This window comes from Flintibacter sp. HCN-6482, from assembly GCF_037892565.1.
Lineage (GTDB): Bacteria > Bacillota > Clostridia > Oscillospirales > Oscillospiraceae > Lawsonibacter > Lawsonibacter aceti.
The window spans coordinates 935,415-953,778 of sequence record NZ_JBBKBK010000001.1; the positions used below are offsets into that span (position 1 = coordinate 935,415).

Genomic DNA, 18,364 nt, shown 5'->3' on the forward strand with positions numbered 1-18,364 from the left:
CCTCCCGATCACAGCCTGGCCAGTTTGCGCGCGCCCTCAATGATGCGCTGGGTAGAGGGGATCACAAACTGCTCCAGCGGCGGAGAGAAGGGGGTAGGCGTATCTGTGGCGCCCAGGCGGACAATAGGCGCATCCAGCAGGGTGATGGCGTTCTCAGCTACATAGGAGCCCAGTTGAGCGCCCCAGCCGCAGTTGTAGTGGTCCTCGTGGACGATCATCAGCTTCCCGGTCTTCTCCAGCGAGGCCAGCACCGTATCATAGTCGAAGGGGACCAGGCTGCGGGGGTCGATAATCTCACAGCTGATGCCCTCCTTCTCCAGCTCTTCTGCGGCCTCCATCGCCCGATACCACATCAGCAGGTTGGCCACGATGGTTACATCCTTGCCCTCCCGGCGGATGGCCGCCTTTCCAAAGGGAACGGTGTAATCTCCTTCGGGCACCTCGCCGGCGGAGCTGAGCTGGCCGGCCTCCTTTCGGGAGCCTCCGTACAGCAGCTTGTGCTCGAATACCAGCACTGGGTTGTTGTCCCGGATGGCCTGCTTCATCATGCCCTTGGCATCATAGGCGGTAGAGGGGCAGATGACCTTCAGTCCGGGCACATGAGTAAAATAGCTCTCCAGGCTTTGGGCGTGCTGGGCACCGCGGTTGGTGGCGCCGCAGGGGGCCCGCATGACCATCGGCACAGACACCTGACCGTTGGACATATAGCGCATCTTGGCCGCCTGATTGACCAGCTGATCCATCATGCAGAACAGGAAATCGCCATACTGCAGGTCGGCCACCGGGCGCATCCCCGCCATAGCCGCGCCGACACACACGCCGGAAATCATGATCTCCGCGATGGGCGTGTTGATGACCCGAGCCTCGCCAATGGGCACCGGCGTGCCGCCGAAGCCCTTATCGTCAGCGGATCTCACATTAGCGCCGAACTCGTCGGCCAGTCCCTTCGTAACGGTAAAGGCGCCGCCCATACCTCCGGGGATATCCTCGTCCTCACCGATGCAGAATACGGTGGGATCTCTTCTCATTTCTTCCGCAATGGCGCTCTTGAGCGCGTCAGCGATAGACATCACAGCCATCACTCATCATCCTCCTTAAACACGTTGATCAGAGCGTCCTCGTTGGCCGGGAAGGGCGCCTGCTTGGCGTATTCCACCGCGTCCTCGATCTCCTGCTCGATAGCCGCCTCTTCTTTTTGCAGTTCCTCCTCCGTGATCACGCCGTGTTCCAGGATCTTCTTCCGGAACAGAACCACAGGGTCCTTGGCAAACCACTCGGCCTCCTCCTCCTTGGGGCGGTAGCCGCAGGCGTCGTTTCGGGAGTGTCCGCCGTGGCGGTAGGTCTTCAGCTCCAGGATAGTAGGACCCTCCCCAGCCCTAGCCCGAGCAATGGCCCGCGTAGCAGCCTCGTTGACAGCCAGCACGTCGTTGCCGTCTACCACCTCGCTGGGAATGCCGTAGATGGCGGCCCGGTCGGCGGCCACGTTCTCCTGCAGGCAGGTCAGGCTGATTGAGGTGGTGGCAGAGTACAGGTTGTTCTCGCACACAAAGATCACCGGCAGCTTCCACAGGCCGGCCACATTCATCGTTTCATGGTAGGAGCCCTCATTGCTGGCCCCGTCGCCAAAGAAGCAGACCACCACATTGTTCTTCTTCTGCATCTTAAAGGCCAGAGCGACACCCGCCGCGATGGGCAGGTTTCCGCCAACGATGGCGTTGGCCACCATAGCGCCCACAGAGATGTCGCCGGTGTGCATAGCGCCGCCCTTGCCGCCGCAGCAGCCCTCGGCCTTGCCGAACATCTCACACATCATGGCCTTGACGCTGATACCCTTGGCGATATCATGGCCGGCGGGCCGATGGGTGGAGGCCATCCAGTCCTCATGGCTCAAATCGTAGAGCATACCAACGGCGCTGGCCTCCTCGCCAGTGCTCTGGTGGATGGTGCCGGGCATGATGCCCTCTAAAAACAGATAGTAGATACTCTCCTCATACTTTCTGATCTCGTACATCTTTTTGTACATTCCAAGGGCTTTTTCTTTCGATGGGAAATCGCTCATGATCATATCCTCCTGCTCATTACATTTTGCCGGCTGTGCCGTATTCCTTCCCACTGTTTTCCAACCAGTCCCGTCCCTTCTCCCCCTCTTTTTATTACTAATATTTTATTTCCTCGAACGTAAAGCAAGTATACTTCTAGCTCTTATTTTTGTCAATAATAGACTGAAAATAAATTTTTTCAAATCTAATTTATCTATTTTTTCTCAACCTTCTTTTACTCACGTTGTTTTTTTATTTTTCGAACAATATTTTATTTTCTTTTATAATTATTTATTTTTACTAACATTTTTCTTTTATTTTTCTTATTTTTTACATTTCATTTATCTTTTTATTAATTACTAATATATTTTTCAGGTTGATGGTATTCCTCTTTACCTTTTTATTCGGCACTTTTTACCTTCATTTTACTTGTGTTTCCCAAAATCATCATGTATAATAGCCAAAATCGAGCGATCGATTTAGATCAGGCCGGCAGCCTACTCCATTCTTATAGTCTGTCAGGCTAATAAAGTAAGGAGGACCAAATATCCGCGCGGCTTGCGGTACAGCAGTGTGGAGACCTGCTGCAACGTCCGCGGAGTTCCGCTCTCCGCGGGCAAGGGGTCACAGGCAGAGGCCGTGACACCAAAGCCGATCACTATGGCGACTCTCTCCCTTAGAAACATCAAAAAGATCTATCCCCATGCCAGCAACGGCAAGAAAAAGAAGGCTTCCAAAAAAGGCGAGGCTCCCACAGGCGAAAAAGCCAATCTTGAGGTGACCTCCCAGGGCGTGGTAGCTGTCCAGCAATTCAATCTGGATATCGCTGACAAGGAGTTTATCGTACTGGTCGGTCCCTCCGGCTGCGGAAAATCCACCACGCTTCGGATGGTCGCCGGTCTGGAGGAGATCTCAGAAGGCGAGCTGTACATTGACGGCAAACTGATGAACGACGTAGAGCCCAAAGACCGTGATATCGCAATGGTCTTCCAGAGCTATGCCCTGTACCCCCATATGACTGTATATGAAAATATGGCCTTCCCCCTGAAGCTTCGGAAAATGCCCAAAGACGAGATCGACCGCAAGGTGAAGGAGGCCGCAGCCACTCTGGACATCACCCAGTACCTGAACCGGAAGCCAAAGGCCCTGTCCGGCGGCCAGCGTCAGCGCGTTGCCATCGGCCGCGCCATCGTGCGGGAACCCAAGGTGCTCTTGATGGACGAGCCCCTGTCCAATCTGGACGCCAAGCTCCGCAACCAGATGCGCTCCGAAATCATCAAACTGCGCCAGAAAATCGATACCACATTTATGTACGTTACCCACGATCAGACCGAGGCTATGACCCTGGGCGACCGTATTGTCATCATGAAGGACGGCTTTATCCAGCAGATCGGCACGCCTCAGGAGGTCTTTGACCACCCGGCCAATCTATTCGTTGCCGGCTTTATTGGCACACCCCAGATGAATTTCTTTGATGCCAAACTGCTTCTGGAAGGTGGGCGCTATTTTGTCACCACCGGGGCGGTCAAGGTGGAGCTTTCTGAAGAGAAGCAGCAAGCCCTAGCGGCGAAGAAAGTTTCCGCTCAGGATGTCACCTTAGGCGTCCGCCCCAACCACATCATCCTCAACGACGGCACCAACGCCATCGAAGCCACGGTAGATGTGTCAGAGATGATGGGCAGCGAGGTCCATCTCCACGCCAACACCCAGGGCCGGGATGTAATTATCATTGTCCCCACCATGGATATCTCCGGCAGCCATAAGGAGACATTCTCCTACGGCGCCAAGATCAATTTCACTTTCGGCGGCAACGTATGCCACATTTTTGGTGCTGACGAGAACAATTTGGAGCTTTAATCCGCTCCAGCAAATCGTTTCTTTTTGATAACAGATGAGACCGGAACCCCTACGGGCTCCGGTCTCATCGTTTCAGCAAGGAAAAGAGCGCGGGCCCCACTGGGGCTCCGCGCTCTTTTTTGGTCAATCGTTATCCAATCAGGTCCCGCAGTTCAGGGACGATGAACTTGGGCGTACGGCCGGAGAAAAAGTCGTCGATGGCCTGGGCACAGGCCAGGGAGGACCGGGTGGACGCCTCCTTGGTTGCGCCGCCGATGTGAGGGGCGACCAGTACGTTCTCCATCTTCAGCAGAGGATTCTTTAAGTCGAAGGGCTCCTGCTCGACCACATCAAGGCCGGCTCCCGCGATCTTCTTCGCTTCAAGGGCTCGGATCAGCGCCGCCTCGTCTACGATCTTTCCTCGGGAAGTGTTGATGAGAAAGGCGCTCTCCTTCATCAGGTCAAACTCATGGTCACTGATGCTGTGAACAGTGTCCTTGGTAGCGGGTACATGGAGAGACACATAGTCGGCACAGCGGAACACCTCGTCCCGATCCTCTGTTAATTGAATGTAGTCCGGCAGCTCCCGGGCGAAGGGGTCATATGCCACTACCTTCATATCAAAGCCAAGCGCCGCTTTCTTCGCCACCAGTTTTCCGATGTTGCCCGTGCCGATCAAGCCCAAGGTCTTGCCCTCCAGCTCGGTCTTTGGGATTCCCATCTTGGCATAGCGGTAGTCGCTCTCGCAGTGGGCCATCACGGCCTTAAAATTCCGGGAGCAGTAGAGCATATAGAAAATCGCCAGCTCCGCCACCGAGATGGCGTTGGCCCCGCCGGCAGTGGTGACCAGCACCTTATTGCGGCGGGCAGCCTCCAAGTCAACTCCGTCATAGCCCGCCCCATGGCGGGCTATGATCTTCAGTTTGGGGGCGTTGTCCAGTATCTTCGCGGTAATCTTAGCGGTCCGGACAATCATGGCGTCACAGTCAGCCACATCCGCCAGCACATCCTCCTCCGCAAAGCCACGTCCATCCACCACTTCATAGCCGTGGTCACGGAGATAGGCATAGCCTTCGGGTAGAATCGGCTGGGGCAGTAAAACCTTATAACTCATTATTACACTCCTTAGTCTGCGGAGGACATCCCTTCCAGCAAACGCTCAGGCACTTGCCGCATCATGATCCCCAACTCTTTTGCGGTAAATCCCTGGGTCATCAGCACCCGGGCATATTCCTCCATACCCTCGTCAGAATAGAGGGAATTCAGCTGACCAAAATCTGTGGTCAGCAGCACATGTTCACATCCTACCGCCCTGATTTGCCGGGCGATCTCCTCGATAGATGTCCTGTTGTGGTATGTGGTAAAAAAGCTGTGTTCCACATAGGCTCCCAACGCCACGGCCTCCTGCTGTTGTTGGATCGAATAGCAATCGGCCGGGTTATCCGCATGGGTCAAGACAACGGTGCAGCCTCGCTCTGCCGCAGCCCGGACTAGAGCCATACCCTCATCGGCCCCAATGTGACCAGTCCCCACCACCATTTGGTGTCGTGTGGCCACATCCAGCACTTCCAGCGCCTGGGGCAGGAGATTTCCCTTTTCATCGCAGACCGACAAAAACCGGGACAGGTCTGCACTGGGCTCGTTCCGATGCTGATATTGCTGGTATGACCGGGCCTCCAGGGTGGGAAACCAGACCAGCTTGCCGCCCGCCTGGGCGGAACGCTCCACCGCATCGGGATTTACACCCCCAACAGAACGGTTCAACGTCACGCCGCCCGCAACTCTCAGCTGAGGAAATTGCTCTTGAAGGAGTTTCGCCCGGACGGCAGTATCGAAATAGTGATTCTTGATCGCGCACCCGGCCATCCCCCGATGGACCAGCCGCCGGGCCAGCTCCAGATCTCCGCATTTCCGTTGAACTACATCAGGAGCCGTATGGATATGCAGGTCATATGCGCCCTTTAGGAGGTCTTCCATCGTGCACCTCTTTCTTTAGTAAGGCAGGAAAATCGGAACCAGCGCAACCACCACCACATAGGTGACCAACAGCATAGGCAGACCAATCTTGCAGAAGTCCACAAACTTGTAGTGGGTCCAGCCGACCGTCATCATGTTCTGGGGCGCAGCAAAGGGGGTGGCATAGGAAGCGGCACCCGCCAAAGTGATAGTCATGGCCACAGGATATGGGCTGACACCGATCTGCTCGGCAATGGAGATGCCGATAGGCAGGAACAGCATAATAGAGGGAATGTTGGACATGAACTGGGTCAGGATGGCGGCGGCAAAGAAGATCACAGTCGTAACCATAAAGGGACTGGGATCTTCGCCCAGGATCTTCAAGATTAGTTCCGCCACGGCATCACCCGCGCCGCTGTTCTTGAATCCGGTTGAAATTGCGGTAAGAGAACCAACCAGCAACATGCAGTTCCAGTCAATAGCCCGTATAGCCTCCTGGACAGTCATACACTTGGTACCCACAATAATCAGAGCACCAATCACAGCTGCCACATGCATAGGCATGTTCTTGGGGCTGGCCGCGATCACCACCAGCACGCACAGCAGTGTAATCACAGAAATAGCGGCCTTTCTCTTGTCCAAGGGCTTTTTATCGGTCTTGGCAAACTCAGGAACATAGCCGGTGTCGGGGATCAGCTTGCGCCCTATAAAGGTGAAGTACAGGGTACCCAGGATGCAGATACCGATGCCGAAGGGAGTGATGCTGAAGAATCCGAAGGGAGTAATGCCCAATTCACTCATTACACTGTTGGCCGTGGCGTTGGAGCCGACACCCACCAGGGTCACAAAGCCTCCAAACTGAGCGCCGAACAGCAGGGAGAGCAGAGCCTTGGAGGGACCAACTCCGGCGGCGATGCACATGGCGGTAACCAGGGGAGCCATTGCAGTCATCACACCAATATTGCTGCATACAGAGCTGAGGGCGCAGGACACAATCAATGTGGCAAGAATGATATTCCTTTCACTTTTACCCGTTACACGAACCATCTTTTCACCAATCAAATCGGTGATGCCGGCGTGGAACAGGGACGATCCAATCACCATCATACCAGCCAAAAGAACGATAGTTGTGCTGTTATAGCCGGTAAAGATATCATCAATGGTAATTAGACCAGTGTAGGCGAACGCGATAGACGCGCCAATGGCAGTGACGATGATGGGAATCGGCTCCCAGATAAAGAGGACGACAGTGATTGCCAGAATGATCAGTGCGATCGTAATTGGACTCATGGTTCTCTCTCCTTATGTCGTTGTATTGGCGGGAAATATGTGTTCAGGGCCGGTATACGTCGTCGATGATTTCAAACCCCTTTTCTTCCAGTGTCTTTTCCACCCAGGCCCGGTTTGCAGTACCCTCTCTGGCCGCAATCAGCTTCTTTTCATCCGCGGCCTGGAATTTCTTGGCCTCCTCCAGAATCACGGGAGCGTCTTTTCTGGGAATCACGATCACTCCGTCAGGATCAGCCAGGATAATATCCCCAGGGTTAACACTGACACCGCCGCAGGAGATGGGCACGTTGATCTCGCCGGGACCCTCTTTATAGGGGCCGCCAGGGGTAGTTCCGGTGCAGTAGACCGGGAAATCCCAATGTCCAATCTCGTCGATGTCACGAATGGGGCCGTCCAGAACGATACCGGCGATTTTTTTGGTATACTTCAGGTAAGCCATCATCACCTCGCCCATCAGAGCTCTGGTATCGTCCTCCTCGTTGGACACCACCAGCACATCCCCCTCCTGACACAGGTTCAGCGCCGCGTGGAGAGCCAGATTGTCCCCCGCCCGGCCCTTGACGGTATAGGCCGGACCCACCATCATCTGGTCCTTTGGCTGACTCACCAGCTTGATACGGGGGTTCATGGCACAGCTGCGGCCCATGACATCGGCGGTGTTGGATGCGGGAATGCTCTTAAACTGCGCCATGATCTCGGGGTCCGGCATCTCGCGCTTGAGGTAGATCCTCTTGCCAACAGACATAATCAATTCCTCCTCTGCTTTCCTTGTTTTTTGCGTTGCGGATTTTGTAGTTTCATAGTAATATAGTGGTATCCAAAAATCAAACGGAGTTTTTTTGAGTTTTTAACAAAAAAATTTTGTGGAGGTATGTATGGATCTGACCAGTCTATATTACTTCTCCGAGTTGGCAAAGGACCTGCATATGACTCGCACCGCCAACCGCCTCTTTATCTCCCAGCAGACGTTAAGCAACCACATCCAACGTCTGGAGGACTACTATGGCGTTCGGCTGCTCCACCGCAAGCCATCCCTCTCCCTGACCACGGCAGGGGAGTTTGTGCTGGCCTTTGCGGAGGTGATGATGAAGGAACAGACCAATCTGAAGGACATTCTGTCCGATATCGAGCAGCAGGAGCGGGGCGTCCTCCGTTTCGGCGCCAGCGCCTTGCGCTTAAATATGTGTTTGCCCGCTGTCCTGCCGCAGTTCTCTGCCCGCTATCCCAATGTGGACATCCACATTACCGACACCATCACACCCCGTCTGGAGCCGCTGGTATTAGACCGGTCCCTCGACTTTGCTATCACCCTCAACGGTGAGGAGCACCCCAAGTTGGTCACCCACCACCTGATGGACGACCAGGTCTATCTCTGTGTCGCGGACTCCCTGCTTCAGTCCTACTATGGTGAACAGGCCCCGATGCTGAAACGGAAGGCCCTCTCCGGCGCCCATGTGGAGGACTTCTCCAAGCTCCCCTTCTGCATTTTTGACAACCGTATGGGACGCCAGATCAACCAGTGTTTTGAAAGCGCCAATTTGATTCCCCGCGCCTATATCACCAGCACCTATACCCAGGCCGGCATCACCGCCTGTTTCCAGGGACTGGCCGCCTGCTTCTGCTCCCAGGCGAACCTGGTCAGCCAGCGGGACAACATCCCTTCGGATATCAACATTTTTCCCCTGCTTTACCGGAATGAGCCCCTGTCCCAGCGGCTCTCTCTCATCCGCATGAAGGACCGCTATCTGTCCCACTATTCCAAATTCTTTTTGGAGCAGCTTTTCGACTATTTCAGCGACGTGGAGCGCACCCGCATGGAGCGTCTGGGACAGATCTCCGACTGATGTTTCCGTCCGTCTGGCAGCAAAAGCGCCGGCTGGAAAGAGTATCTTTCCGTCCGGCGCTTTTCTATTCTATTATCTGGACCGGACCAGTTCCACGATCATGGAAACACACTTTTCAACGCCAATGACACCGCTGTCCAGAGAGAGGTGGTAGTTCTGGCAGCGCCCCCATTCCCTGCCGGTGAAGTGCTTATAGTTGACCTTTCGCCTTGTGTCCTTGTCGCGCAGCCGCTCCTCCGGCTTCTTCTCGCTCTCACCGTACAGACGGACGATCCGGTCTGCCCGGAAGGCAGGAGCGGCGTGGACAAAGATATGGAAGGCGTCTGGGTTATCCTTCAAAATATAGTCGGCGCAGCGGCCTACGATCACACAGGAACCTTTTTCCACTAGATCCAGAATGACCTGGCGCTGCATACACCATAGGAAGTCGGAGGCGTTCATGCCGCCCATGACATCAGCCCGCCCACTGAAGGCGGCGAAATAGGCCAGAATGGACTTTCCAGGCGCGTACTCCCCCGCATTCTCTACATACTCTGGCGCGAAGCCGGTCTTCTCCGCCACTTGTTTGATGAGTTCCTTGTCGTAGTAGGGGATCTCCAGAGCCTCGGCCACTGATTTTCCGATACTTCTGCCCCCGCTGCCAAACTCCCGGCTAATGGTAATGATTGTCTTGCTCATATTCGTTCCTCCTCATTTAGCTCTCGATAGATTTTTCGGATGACCGGCGCCACAATCAAAAAAGTCAACAGATTTAACCCCGGCATAGAATTCGGGACTCCATCCAGATCCTAAAAGCATCGGCAGCGACAGGGAGGAGCACACGCAGAGCACAGCCGCATTCCCAGTGCCCTGAAGAGCTCCCTCGGCGCGTCCCGCTCCTATGCTGATGCTGGAAAAGCAGCCGTCCTGATTATCACTTCCGCCACCTGTGCCACCATGGTGATTGGACAGGCCACCATATTGGCAGCAAAAATCTGCTTTATCATATTATACAACGCCGCGGCCAATAAGGAAATAGTACGTGGTATCGCATATTTTCCCATCAGGACGCCCAGCCCCTCCCGCCTTTTTCAATCCCTCGGGATTTTGGAATTTTTATCTTCAAGCAAGCTGTTCCAAATTTAAACACTTTATGGTAAGTGGGCAAAAAAGGGCTCGGGACTGTCATCAACAGTTCCGAGCCTCTCACATATGTTATAAAGAATTCCTATGTATGTCAGGCTACACAGATTGCTTTATCTTCTTCCATTTTCTCATGTTAATCAAGATCAGGAGAAGCGCAATAGCAAGACCGATCAGGTCTGTCACTGTTCCAGGAATGAACATTAACAGACCACCTACGATAAAGGCTGTCCGTTCCAGGATATTCAGTTTCCACAGCAACCAGCCTTGGAAGGCCGCGGAAATCACAGCCGTACCAACAATGGCTGAAACCGCCACCGAAATAATATCCACCACGTTGCCTTGCATCATCATTGCCTCATTATAGCAGAAGGCGAATGGCACCATGAATCCGGCAAAGCCCAGTTTGCATGCCTCGATTGCCGTTGTCATGGGGCTTGTCTTTGCGATACCAGCGCCAGCATAGGCTGCCAGGGCTACAGGAGGTGTAATGGCAGACAGGCAGGCAAAATAAAACACGAACAGGTGGGCGGTCAGCGCAGGCAGACCTAGCTTGATCAGGGAGGGAGCCAGGATAGAGGCGGCAATGACATAGGCCGCTGTGGTGGGCAGGCCCATGCCCAGGATAACACAAGTGATAGCAGTAAAGAGCAGTGAAGGGAACAGCAAGCCGTGGGCCGCTTGGATCATCATGTCACCGAAGATGACTCCGATACCGGTGAGAGACACCATGCCTACCACAAATCCGGCGCAGGCACAACCGATAACAATGGACATGGAACTAAAGGCAGATTTTGCCATGGCAGGCAAAATGCTTTTTAGGGTGAATCGCTTTTTCTTGTCAAAAAGCATGATAACAGGCACTGCGCAGGTCGCCCACAGGGCGGAGTACAGCGGGGAATACTGGGCCACCAACAGGCAATACAGCAGGATCGCAATAATCAGCAGATAGATCCAGCCGGTCTTCATCACGTCCCGGGATTTGGGCACATCCTTGGGATCCATTAACTTGATGTCCGCCAACTCAGACTGGCTGACAACCGCCACTCCGCAGCCCCAATAGTATAACAGGGCAGGAATGACGGCGGCAATACAGATCGTAATATACTGGTTTTCAGTAAATGCCGCCATTAGGAAGGCACCGGAGCCCATAACTGGAGGAAGTATCTGGCCGCCAGTGGAGGCCACCGCCTCCACACCGCCAGCAAAAGCGGGCTTGTAGCCGCGGGACTTCATCAGCGGAATGGTAAAGGTGCCCGTGCCCACCACGTTGGCTACGGCGGAACCGTTAATGGAGCCCATCAGTCCGGAAGCCACCACTGCAGAGAGGGCAGGGCCGCTCTTGATTTTTCCGGTCAGGGAGATAGCGATGTTATTGATGAAATCGGAACAGCCGGAGGATTCCAGAAATGCGCCAAACATTACAAACATGAAAATGACGGTGGCCGACACACTCATTGTCGTACCAAATAAGCCGTCCAAGTCGGTGGCCAGGAAGGAACAAATACGCTCCAGTGAGTAGCCCCGGTGAGCAATAGCCCAAGGCAGATGGGGCCCAGCCAAGGCGTAGGCCACAAAAATCAGAGCTAACACAGGCATAATGTAGCCCAGCACACGCCGGGCACACTCCAGAACTACCAGACCCAGAACCGCACCAGCAAAGACGGCCATCCATGTTGTCTGGCTCAGGCGTTCGGTCATGTGATGCACCTCATCCTGGGCCATCCACCAAGCCAGCCAAGTGAGGGCGATCAAGGCAATATCCACCACCCGGCAAAATATCCGGAAGCCTTTATTCCCGGCAAACTTGTCCTTGAAGACGTGCTTATAAAGGGGCTGCGTCAGCAACACTAAGGTAAGGGCAAAGCTGAGATGGACACCTCGCTGTGTCACAAAATCAAACAGGCCGAAGAACCCGGTGTAGATATGAAAAATCGTCATGGCGATCGCCACAATGGTAGCAATCTTGATAAATTTGTCCTTTCTTCCATCTTCTACGGCTTTGGCCGCGGCCAGTTCGCTGTCCAACGAGGTTATGTCGATCTCCTTGTACTCTTTTTCTGCCATAAAATTGAATCCTTTCCTTACTACAGATTCACACAGTATCGTGTCCTACATAAAGAGAGGCCGGAGCCGAGGGCTCCTCAGTTCCGGCCGCTAGCGCATTGATATTGAAACTACCAAACCTTGTAGCTCAGGGCGCTCAAATCAGGCCCTGCTCGGCATAATACTTCTCAGCGCCTGGGTGCAGGGGAATAGGCATGTTGGTACACAGGAAGGAGGGATCGGTCATTTCGCTGAGGATAGCGTTGCCGGCCGCCAAATCGGCAGAGTTCTCGTTCATGGTCTTGCACATATCATAGACCAGGCTCTCGTCCAAATCCGCGCTCACGATGACCAGGCACTTCACACCGAAAGTCAAGGTATCATAGTCCTGACCAGTGTAGGTGCCCGCGGGAATGGTGGACTGAATGTATGCCTCGTTTCCAGCCAGAATGTCGTCGATCTCTTCCTGGGTATAGTTCAGGACCACAATGTCCTTAGTGGCAGCCAAGTTGAGCTGTCCGCCAATGGGCAGCCCAGCAAAGCCAAAGGCCGCATCAATGATGCCGTCGCCCACAGAATCGGCACCATCACCCAGCCCAAGGTTCTCCAGGCTGGTATTCTCGGCGCTGATGCCCATAACCTCGAAGGCATCCAAGCAGGAGTTCTCAGTAGCGGAAGCGGCGGGGCCAACAGCAACACGCTTGCCCAGCAGATCATGGACATACTCCAGACCGGACTCCTTCAGCGCTACGCCACTGGAAACAGAGGTGTAAACCGCACCGATAACCCGGACATTCTCCAGTGCGGATGTAAAGGGTTCGACTCCATTGTAACCATTCAGCACCACGTCGGCGGTAGCCACGGCTACATCCACTTCGCCGCTGGCCACATCCTGAACGTTTTGGAAGGATCCAGTAGAGGTTTGGGTATTGCACTTCACACCCTGAACGCTGTTGGTCCATAACTGTGAGAGCGCCGCGCCAGCCGGATATAGGGAACCGCCAGTATCACCAGTTCCAAAAGTCATCATCACATTTCCACGGGAGGGGCTGTTCGAACCGCTTGCGGCACCACTACTGTTGTCCCTGCCGCCCTGAGAGGTGCTGGGCTTTCCGCCGCAGCCAGCCAGCATAGCCAGCATCATCGCCGCAGACAGCAAAATCCCGATCGCTTGTTTTGTTCTTTTCATTTTTTCGCTCCCTTTCTTCGATATTGAACCATTTCATTGGTTCTCAAACCATTTGCTGTGTACGACCGTACACAGCAAATCCCCCGGGGGATTTGCTTTCCATTTTTTCCCTCATTGGGTGAGTGTATTATATCACGGCTCATCTTTCTGCGCAATATCTCTTCTTTATTTCGCGAAACATTTGTGAGATATTACAATTTTCTGGATTCTTCTTAAACTTTTGTAATTTAGCCTACTTTTGCTCCAACTTTTTCATTTCAAATTCCGCTGTGTTTGATATGCGCTCAGTGAAGCAGGTAGTAAAGTAGTAAAAGTGAGGAGGCAGAACTCTAAAATTTCCGTAACAATCGGGATACAGAACACCTTTCACAGTCAGCAATTCAACCACTTTTTAAATATTTTATCGCTGTAGAGGCGCGCCGGATAGGGAAGCACTGTCCCCATCCGGCACTTTTTTATAAAGGCTTCTCCTCTCCACGCTCTCTACTGGAAGTGCTCTTGAGCGTATTGCGCCCAGCTGTCCCGAAAATCAGGATGGGCTATTGCGATCATAGCCTCTGCCCTCTCTCGAAGCGTTTGTCCAGATATCCTCGCTATCCCATACTCGGTTGCTACATATTGGACCATCGTCCGGGGAACAGAAACAGCGCTTCCACTGAAAATGTATGGGACAATATTCGATTTTAGTGTTCCGTCTTTGTATCTATGAACAGTATTCAAGCAGATAAAACCTTTTCCTCCTCTGGAGCGGCAGGCTCCCTCTAAGAAGTCCATCTGTCCTCCAATGCCTGAGAGCCGACGGGTGCCAGCAGATTCTGCATTTTCTTGTCCCATAAGATCCAGTTCTACTCCGCCATTGATACTGATCACATTGCTCATCCGGCCGATGCGCTCCACCTCTTTTCTTGCATTGGTCAGTTTACCTGCCTTCCACAGCTCTAAAAAGGCGTCGCTGATCGTTCCTGTGTGGCAGCCCAGGTCCTTCCGATCTGACCAAGCTGGCAGCTTGACCACAGTAAAGGGCACGCTCCCCACCCCTGGGGCAGCACCGCTCCATCGGGGATTTCCTTCACCACCAGCTTGGCGATCTCAAGGTCCGCTCCACTGGGCTCCCGATAGCTGCGTTGAGGCAGAGATTCATGCTCCCCCTCCACAATATAGTCCGCCTCGCTAACATGTACCCTATGAAATCCATCCCATGTAGCCGGGGAAGTCTCTCGTTTATCTCGAAAACTACCGTCCGCACGCATTTCAAAATGGTCCGCCATGTGTAATTGGAAATGCCCAAACCATAGTATCCCCGGCTGTCTGGCAAAGAAACAGGCACAAAGGCCACATCACAGCGAATATGTCTGTCCCGATACTGATAAGGCAGGGAGCGGAGCATAACTGGTGTAAATTTTACCAATCCCCTAGTCTGAAGTCCCCGCTCATAGTCTTCAATGTGCCAACTATAATACGAAAGCGCCCGTTGCTCCGGGTCGCACTCCACTACCTCAATCCGCGGCCGTATCACCAGCCCTCCGCAGATCTTCACATCAGTCAGTTCCTCTCTGCGTTCTGCTAGCGCCCGGTCCATCAATTCTGAAAATCCCGCTCCAAATCCATAATCAACCCAGTCCCCTGGACGGACTGCCTTTGCCGCTACTTCTGGGGTAGTAAACTTACTTTTTAGACCGCTCCACATTTTTTCTTCCATTTGAAACCCAGGTTCTTTTTTCCAATATGAAAGTCCGGCTTCTTTAAGCCGGACTTTCACATTCAATCTGTCAAACAGACCCTTGTCTGTATTACTCAGCCCAAATCTCTTTATCCGTCGGGATATACATCTCAGGCACCTTATAAGAAATACGGCTCACGTTCATCAGGTGTGTGTACCACAGATTTTCACTGATGACGTTATTCCCCCATGTACCACAGCCTAGGGTGGTGGTGGGATTTAACCCGTTATCCATAGCTCCGCCCAATGCGGTACCGCCCACCTGGTTGACCGCATAGCGGGACACATTAACTACAAATGAGACTGCCTCGATATGTTCTTGGGTATTGGAGTGAATTACCACGCTGTGCCCCATCCCCTCTTCCGCCAGGTTGGCCCGAGCGATCTCCATAGCATCCTCCCAGGTGTCGTACAGGAAGAGAGCCAGCACGGGAAACAGCTTCTCCTTGGACAGCACCTCATCCCGAGCGTATCCGTGGGTGCAGCACACAATAACTTTGGCATCCTGGGGGACGTCCTTCAGCCCGGCCAGCTCTGCTATCTCCTGCACTGTCGTTCCGGTCCAGGCCTTGTTGAACACACCATCTGGGAAGGCGCTGTCCCGCACCTTGTCCGCCTCCCCCTGGGTTCCGATGTAATAGGCTCCGTTAGCCTTAACTGCCGCAATCATCTCTCCCGCCTTGTCTCGGGGGCAGATGATATTTTGCTCACAGGTACACAGCACTCCGTTGTCAAAAGTACGGCCCGCAATAACCATCTTGGCCACTTCATCATAGTCCACATCCCGGTCCACCAGCACCTGGACGTTGCCCTGGCCCACGCCATACACAGGTTTTCCAGAGGAGTAGGCCGTCTTGACCAGTGCTGGACCGCCGGTACAGACACACAAATCAGCAGACTTCATCAGTCCAGCAGACAGCTCCATGGTGGGCTCCGCAATAATCTGAATCAGATTATTGGGCATCCCCAGTTGGTCTAGTGCCTCGTTCATCAATTCCACTGTTCTTACCCCTACCTTTTTCGCCCGTGGATGGGGACAAATGATCACTGCGTTTCCACACTTCAGGGCGCACATAGAGTTGTGCATGGGATTGATCACTGGGTTGGTGGTGGCAGTGATGCAGCCTACCACGCCAATTGGCTTGGCCACCTTGACGATCCCGTTCTTCTCGTCCCGCTCGATAATACCGCGGCTCTTCTTTCCCTTCATCCGCCACCAGGTGCTTTTGGCCTTGTTCCGGCACTTAGCGATTTTACTATCTACCCTTCCCATTCGGGTCTCCTCCACTGCCAGGTTTGCCAGTTCCTCCGCATGGTCATAGACGGACTTTCCAATAGCCCTCACCGCTTCATCCACTTTTTCCTGGGTATAGGTTTCAAACTCCTTTTGTGCCGTACGGGCCTTTCCAATCAGTTCCTCCAGATATTCCTGTGTATTCATAATAAAATCTCCTTTGATATAAAACTCGATTACTACGTGAAATACAGATGGATCGGTCTCCCTGAACACAGCTTCTTATGTTCATGTCCGGAACTGTTTATCCTCGATGTTACGAACTGCATCCAGAAATGCTTCCAAGCGTTTACCGCGCACTTCATCCGCATCCGCCTTCCATTTTGTGTTCAAAAACGTATCCACGATTTGAATACCAAGACCAGGCCCAATGATATTGCCGCCCAAAGCCAAACAGTTGCAATTATTAATCTCACGGCAGTTGTAGGCGGCATATATGCTCTCCACCACAGCACAGTAGACACCGCGGTGCTTATTGGCAACAATACTGACTCCCATTCCAGTTCCGCATAGTACAATGCCCACATCCGCTTTGCCACTTTGAATATCAGAAGCTACCACATCCCCGACCGAAGGATACAGGACACGTTCTCCCTCCCTGCTTCCTTTGTCGGTCACGTCATATCCGCAGGTTTCTAAGTGCTTTTTAATTGTTTCTTTTAATTCTGCTCCTCCTGGGTCTGCCGCAATAGTAATTTTCATATTCAGTCACCATCTCTCATATTTTTTATCTTTTATTATACAAAAGATAATATTTATTTTTATTTTAATATCATTTATTTTTCGTTTATTGTAATCTAGCCTAAAATATTTGTCAATATAAAATAATGGATTTTTTATGAGTTTCTTATTCTCATAAAGAAATAGTATTTTTCAGAACTCTATACAAAGCAAAAAAGTGTTGCGTGAAATCGCCGTCTTCGCGATTTCGCGCAACACTTTCTTAATATATTCTCTTTTAACCTTGTTCGGGCAGCGCCACAATTACCTGAACACCAATTTCATCTAAATGCCGTTTCAAAATGGGGTCCTCAATTGGCCGGGCTACAATAATTGTGTCTATTTCTTCAAAGGATGCAAATAAAACCATTCCAGTTGATGCAAATTTACTGTTATCAATTACCAATACACGTTTTTTCGCGCATTGGATCATCTTTCGCTTTACTCCCGCCTGGAGGGGTGAAATAACTGTCAGCCCGTCACATCCACGAATCCCTGTAGCACCTAAAAATAGGATTGAAGCAGAAATTCGATCTAAGAACAATTCTACATCCGGACCAACTAGAGCCAGGTTATCATACTCAAACAACCCGCCGGTAAGCAAAATATTCTGTTTGGGTGCCTCCAGCGCAGAAACAATTGACAAAGAATTCGTTATCAGAGTAATATCTGACCGTTTTCCAACTTCAATCGCTACTGCGTGCACGGTCGTGCCGGAGTCCAGCATGACAGAATCTCCCGATTGCACCATTTGCGCCGCCACACGAGCCATTGCCTGTTTCTCTTCCGCAAATAAAGTATTTCTAGTCAAGAATCCGGGTACCGCCGGCGTTTTTACAAGATGTACCGCACCATGGGTACGGCTAATACTTCCGCTGTTTTCCAGAAAAGTCAAGTCCCGGCGAATGGTCGCTGGCGTAACGTCAAACTGGTCAATAATTTCATTTACATCACAGTCTTGCTTGGTCTGCAAATAATTGATAATTGTATTGCGTCTTTCTGATGCAGTCAAGGAATCACCAGCTTTCCTCTATTTTTTATAAATTTAAATTTATTATGGTACATTTATTACTTAATGTCAACTATGTTACAGCACTTTTTATATTTTTAAAATTCCGTTTATTTAATTTAAACTTTTTTCGTCAAAACAACCAATAAAAGAAAAAACAGGTTGTATATTTTTAATAAATATTTTACCTCCCACAAAAAACATGTTGACTTTCTTGTTTCAAAAAAATATATTATGATACATAAAAGAACATAATATAACCAGAAATAAAAAATACCGAACACTCAAATGATTCAAAA

General features: G+C 52.1%; 17 protein-coding genes. 2 read left to right on the top strand and 15 right to left on the bottom strand.

Translation table 11 applies throughout. From position 1 onward, the window contains the following. Positions 1–8: 8 nt before the first annotated feature. A complete protein-coding gene (locus WKS99_RS04635; protein WP_340405436.1) occupies positions 9–1,079 on the bottom strand; it encodes an alpha-ketoacid dehydrogenase subunit beta in 1,071 nt (356 codons plus the stop codon). Continuing rightward, a complete protein-coding gene (locus tag WKS99_RS04640; RefSeq protein WP_240288741.1) occupies positions 1,079–2,059 on the bottom strand; it encodes a thiamine pyrophosphate-dependent dehydrogenase E1 component subunit alpha in 981 nt (326 codons plus the stop codon). The genes WKS99_RS04635 and WKS99_RS04640 overlap by 1 nt, the downstream gene beginning before the upstream one ends. A 640-nt stretch (positions 2,060–2,699) precedes the next feature. On the opposite strand from WKS99_RS04640, the gene WKS99_RS04645 reads away from it, so the two are divergent. Beyond that, entirely contained in the window at positions 2,700–3,896 is a 1,197-nt protein-coding gene (locus WKS99_RS04645) for an ABC transporter ATP-binding protein (protein WP_186852373.1), read from the top strand. 130 nt (positions 3,897–4,026) lie between these two features. On the opposite strand, the gene WKS99_RS04650 is transcribed toward WKS99_RS04645, so the two are convergent. From WKS99_RS04650 to WKS99_RS04665, 4 genes are read right to left on the bottom strand one after another with little or no spacing between them, the layout of a single operon-like run. Next, positions 4,027–4,989, bottom strand: coding sequence for a hydroxyacid dehydrogenase (locus tag WKS99_RS04650; RefSeq protein ID WP_340405403.1), 963 nt, complete (start codon positions 4,987–4,989; stop codon positions 4,027–4,029). 11 nt (positions 4,990–5,000) lie between these two features. After that, a complete protein-coding gene (locus WKS99_RS04655; protein ID WP_186852375.1) occupies positions 5,001–5,852 on the bottom strand; it encodes a DUF6282 family protein in 852 nt (283 codons plus the stop codon). 15 nt (positions 5,853–5,867) lie between these two features. Further along, on the bottom strand, positions 5,868–7,121 hold the full coding sequence (locus WKS99_RS04660) for an SLC13 family permease (protein WP_240288746.1): 1,254 nt from the start codon (positions 7,119–7,121) through the stop codon (positions 5,868–5,870). A gap of 43 nt (positions 7,122–7,164) precedes the next feature. Then, positions 7,165–7,866: an RraA family protein gene (locus WKS99_RS04665; RefSeq protein ID WP_147572873.1), complete on the bottom strand. Its 702-nt coding sequence runs from the start codon at positions 7,864–7,866 to the stop codon at positions 7,165–7,167. Positions 7,867–7,996: 130 nt separating this feature from the next. Between WKS99_RS04665 and WKS99_RS04670 the strand changes: the two genes are divergently transcribed. Continuing rightward, the gene (locus WKS99_RS04670) at positions 7,997–8,965 is read left to right on the top strand and encodes a LysR family transcriptional regulator (protein ID WP_147572874.1); all 969 of its coding nucleotides are present in this window, start codon (positions 7,997–7,999) and stop codon (positions 8,963–8,965) included. 72 nt (positions 8,966–9,037) lie between these two features. Here the strand turns inward: WKS99_RS04670 and WKS99_RS04675 are convergent, their stop codons facing one another. From WKS99_RS04675 to WKS99_RS04715, 9 genes are all read right to left on the bottom strand, one after another. Next, positions 9,038–9,643 (bottom strand): cytidylate kinase-like family protein, encoded by a 606-nt coding sequence (locus WKS99_RS04675; RefSeq protein ID WP_186852378.1) that lies wholly within the window; start codon positions 9,641–9,643, stop codon positions 9,038–9,040. A gap of 543 nt (positions 9,644–10,186) precedes the next feature. Beyond that, the gene (locus WKS99_RS04680; protein WP_186852379.1) at positions 10,187–12,154 is read right to left on the bottom strand and encodes a TRAP transporter permease; all 1,968 of its coding nucleotides are present in this window, start codon (positions 12,152–12,154) and stop codon (positions 10,187–10,189) included. 136 nt (positions 12,155–12,290) lie between these two features. Beyond that, the gene (locus WKS99_RS04685; RefSeq protein ID WP_240288752.1) at positions 12,291–13,322 is read right to left on the bottom strand and encodes a TAXI family TRAP transporter solute-binding subunit; all 1,032 of its coding nucleotides are present in this window, start codon (positions 13,320–13,322) and stop codon (positions 12,291–12,293) included. Between the two features lie 483 nt (positions 13,323–13,805). Further along, positions 13,806–14,201, bottom strand: a complete 396-nt coding sequence (locus WKS99_RS04690; RefSeq protein ID WP_340405437.1) for an acetyl-CoA hydrolase/transferase C-terminal domain-containing protein — start codon at positions 14,199–14,201, stop codon at positions 13,806–13,808. Positions 14,202–14,260: 59 nt separating this feature from the next. Then, on the bottom strand, positions 14,261–14,476 hold the full coding sequence (locus tag WKS99_RS04695; RefSeq protein ID WP_262669161.1) for a hypothetical protein: 216 nt from the start codon (positions 14,474–14,476) through the stop codon (positions 14,261–14,263). After that, entirely contained in the window at positions 14,392–15,021 is a 630-nt protein-coding gene (locus WKS99_RS04700) for a hypothetical protein (RefSeq protein WP_243200929.1), read from the bottom strand. Before WKS99_RS04700 ends, WKS99_RS04695 begins: the two co-directional genes overlap by 85 nt. Positions 15,022–15,112: 91 nt before the next feature. Next, positions 15,113–16,483 (bottom strand): aldehyde dehydrogenase family protein, encoded by a 1,371-nt coding sequence (locus tag WKS99_RS04705; RefSeq protein WP_147572880.1) that lies wholly within the window; start codon positions 16,481–16,483, stop codon positions 15,113–15,115. A gap of 81 nt (positions 16,484–16,564) precedes the next feature. Beyond that, positions 16,565–17,038: an RpiB/LacA/LacB family sugar-phosphate isomerase gene (locus tag WKS99_RS04710; protein WP_147572882.1), complete on the bottom strand. Its 474-nt coding sequence runs from the start codon at positions 17,036–17,038 to the stop codon at positions 16,565–16,567. 256 nt (positions 17,039–17,294) lie between these two features. After that, entirely contained in the window at positions 17,295–18,068 is a 774-nt protein-coding gene (locus WKS99_RS04715; RefSeq protein ID WP_147572884.1) for a DeoR/GlpR family DNA-binding transcription regulator, read from the bottom strand. Positions 18,069–18,364: the final 296 nt, after the last annotated feature.

Bases quoted from the DNA above. Each gene is read 5' to 3' on its own strand.
- WKS99_RS04635 (WP_340405436.1), bottom strand. From the start codon at position 1,079: ATGGCTGTGATGTCTATCGCTGACGCGCTCAAGAGCGCCATTGCGGAA.
- WKS99_RS04640 (WP_240288741.1), bottom strand. From the start codon at position 2,059: ATGAGCGATTTCCCATCGAAAGAAAAAGCCCTTGGAATGTACAAAAAG.
- WKS99_RS04645 (WP_186852373.1), top strand. From the start codon at position 2,700: ATGGCGACTCTCTCCCTTAGAAACATCAAAAAGATCTATCCCCATGCC.
- WKS99_RS04650 (WP_340405403.1), bottom strand. From the start codon at position 4,989: ATGAGTTATAAGGTTTTACTGCCCCAGCCGATTCTACCCGAAGGCTAT.
- WKS99_RS04655 (WP_186852375.1), bottom strand. From the start codon at position 5,852: ATGGAAGACCTCCTAAAGGGCGCATATGACCTGCATATCCATACGGCT.
- WKS99_RS04660 (WP_240288746.1), bottom strand. From the start codon at position 7,121: ATGAGTCCAATTACGATCGCACTGATCATTCTGGCAATCACTGTCGTC.
- WKS99_RS04665 (WP_147572873.1), bottom strand. From the start codon at position 7,866: ATGTCTGTTGGCAAGAGGATCTACCTCAAGCGCGAGATGCCGGACCCC.
- WKS99_RS04670 (WP_147572874.1), top strand. From the start codon at position 7,997: ATGGATCTGACCAGTCTATATTACTTCTCCGAGTTGGCAAAGGACCTG.
- WKS99_RS04675 (WP_186852378.1), bottom strand. From the start codon at position 9,643: ATGAGCAAGACAATCATTACCATTAGCCGGGAGTTTGGCAGCGGGGGC.
- WKS99_RS04680 (WP_186852379.1), bottom strand. From the start codon at position 12,154: ATGGCAGAAAAAGAGTACAAGGAGATCGACATAACCTCGTTGGACAGC.
- WKS99_RS04685 (WP_240288752.1), bottom strand. From the start codon at position 13,322: ATGAAAAGAACAAAACAAGCGATCGGGATTTTGCTGTCTGCGGCGATG.
- WKS99_RS04690 (WP_340405437.1), bottom strand. From the start codon at position 14,201: ATGAGCAATGTGATCAGTATCAATGGCGGAGTAGAACTGGATCTTATG.
- WKS99_RS04700 (WP_243200929.1), bottom strand. From the start codon at position 15,021: ATGGAAGAAAAAATGTGGAGCGGTCTAAAAAGTAAGTTTACTACCCCA.
- WKS99_RS04705 (WP_147572880.1), bottom strand. From the start codon at position 16,483: ATGAATACACAGGAATATCTGGAGGAACTGATTGGAAAGGCCCGTACG.
- WKS99_RS04710 (WP_147572882.1), bottom strand. From the start codon at position 17,038: ATGAAAATTACTATTGCGGCAGACCCAGGAGGAGCAGAATTAAAAGAA.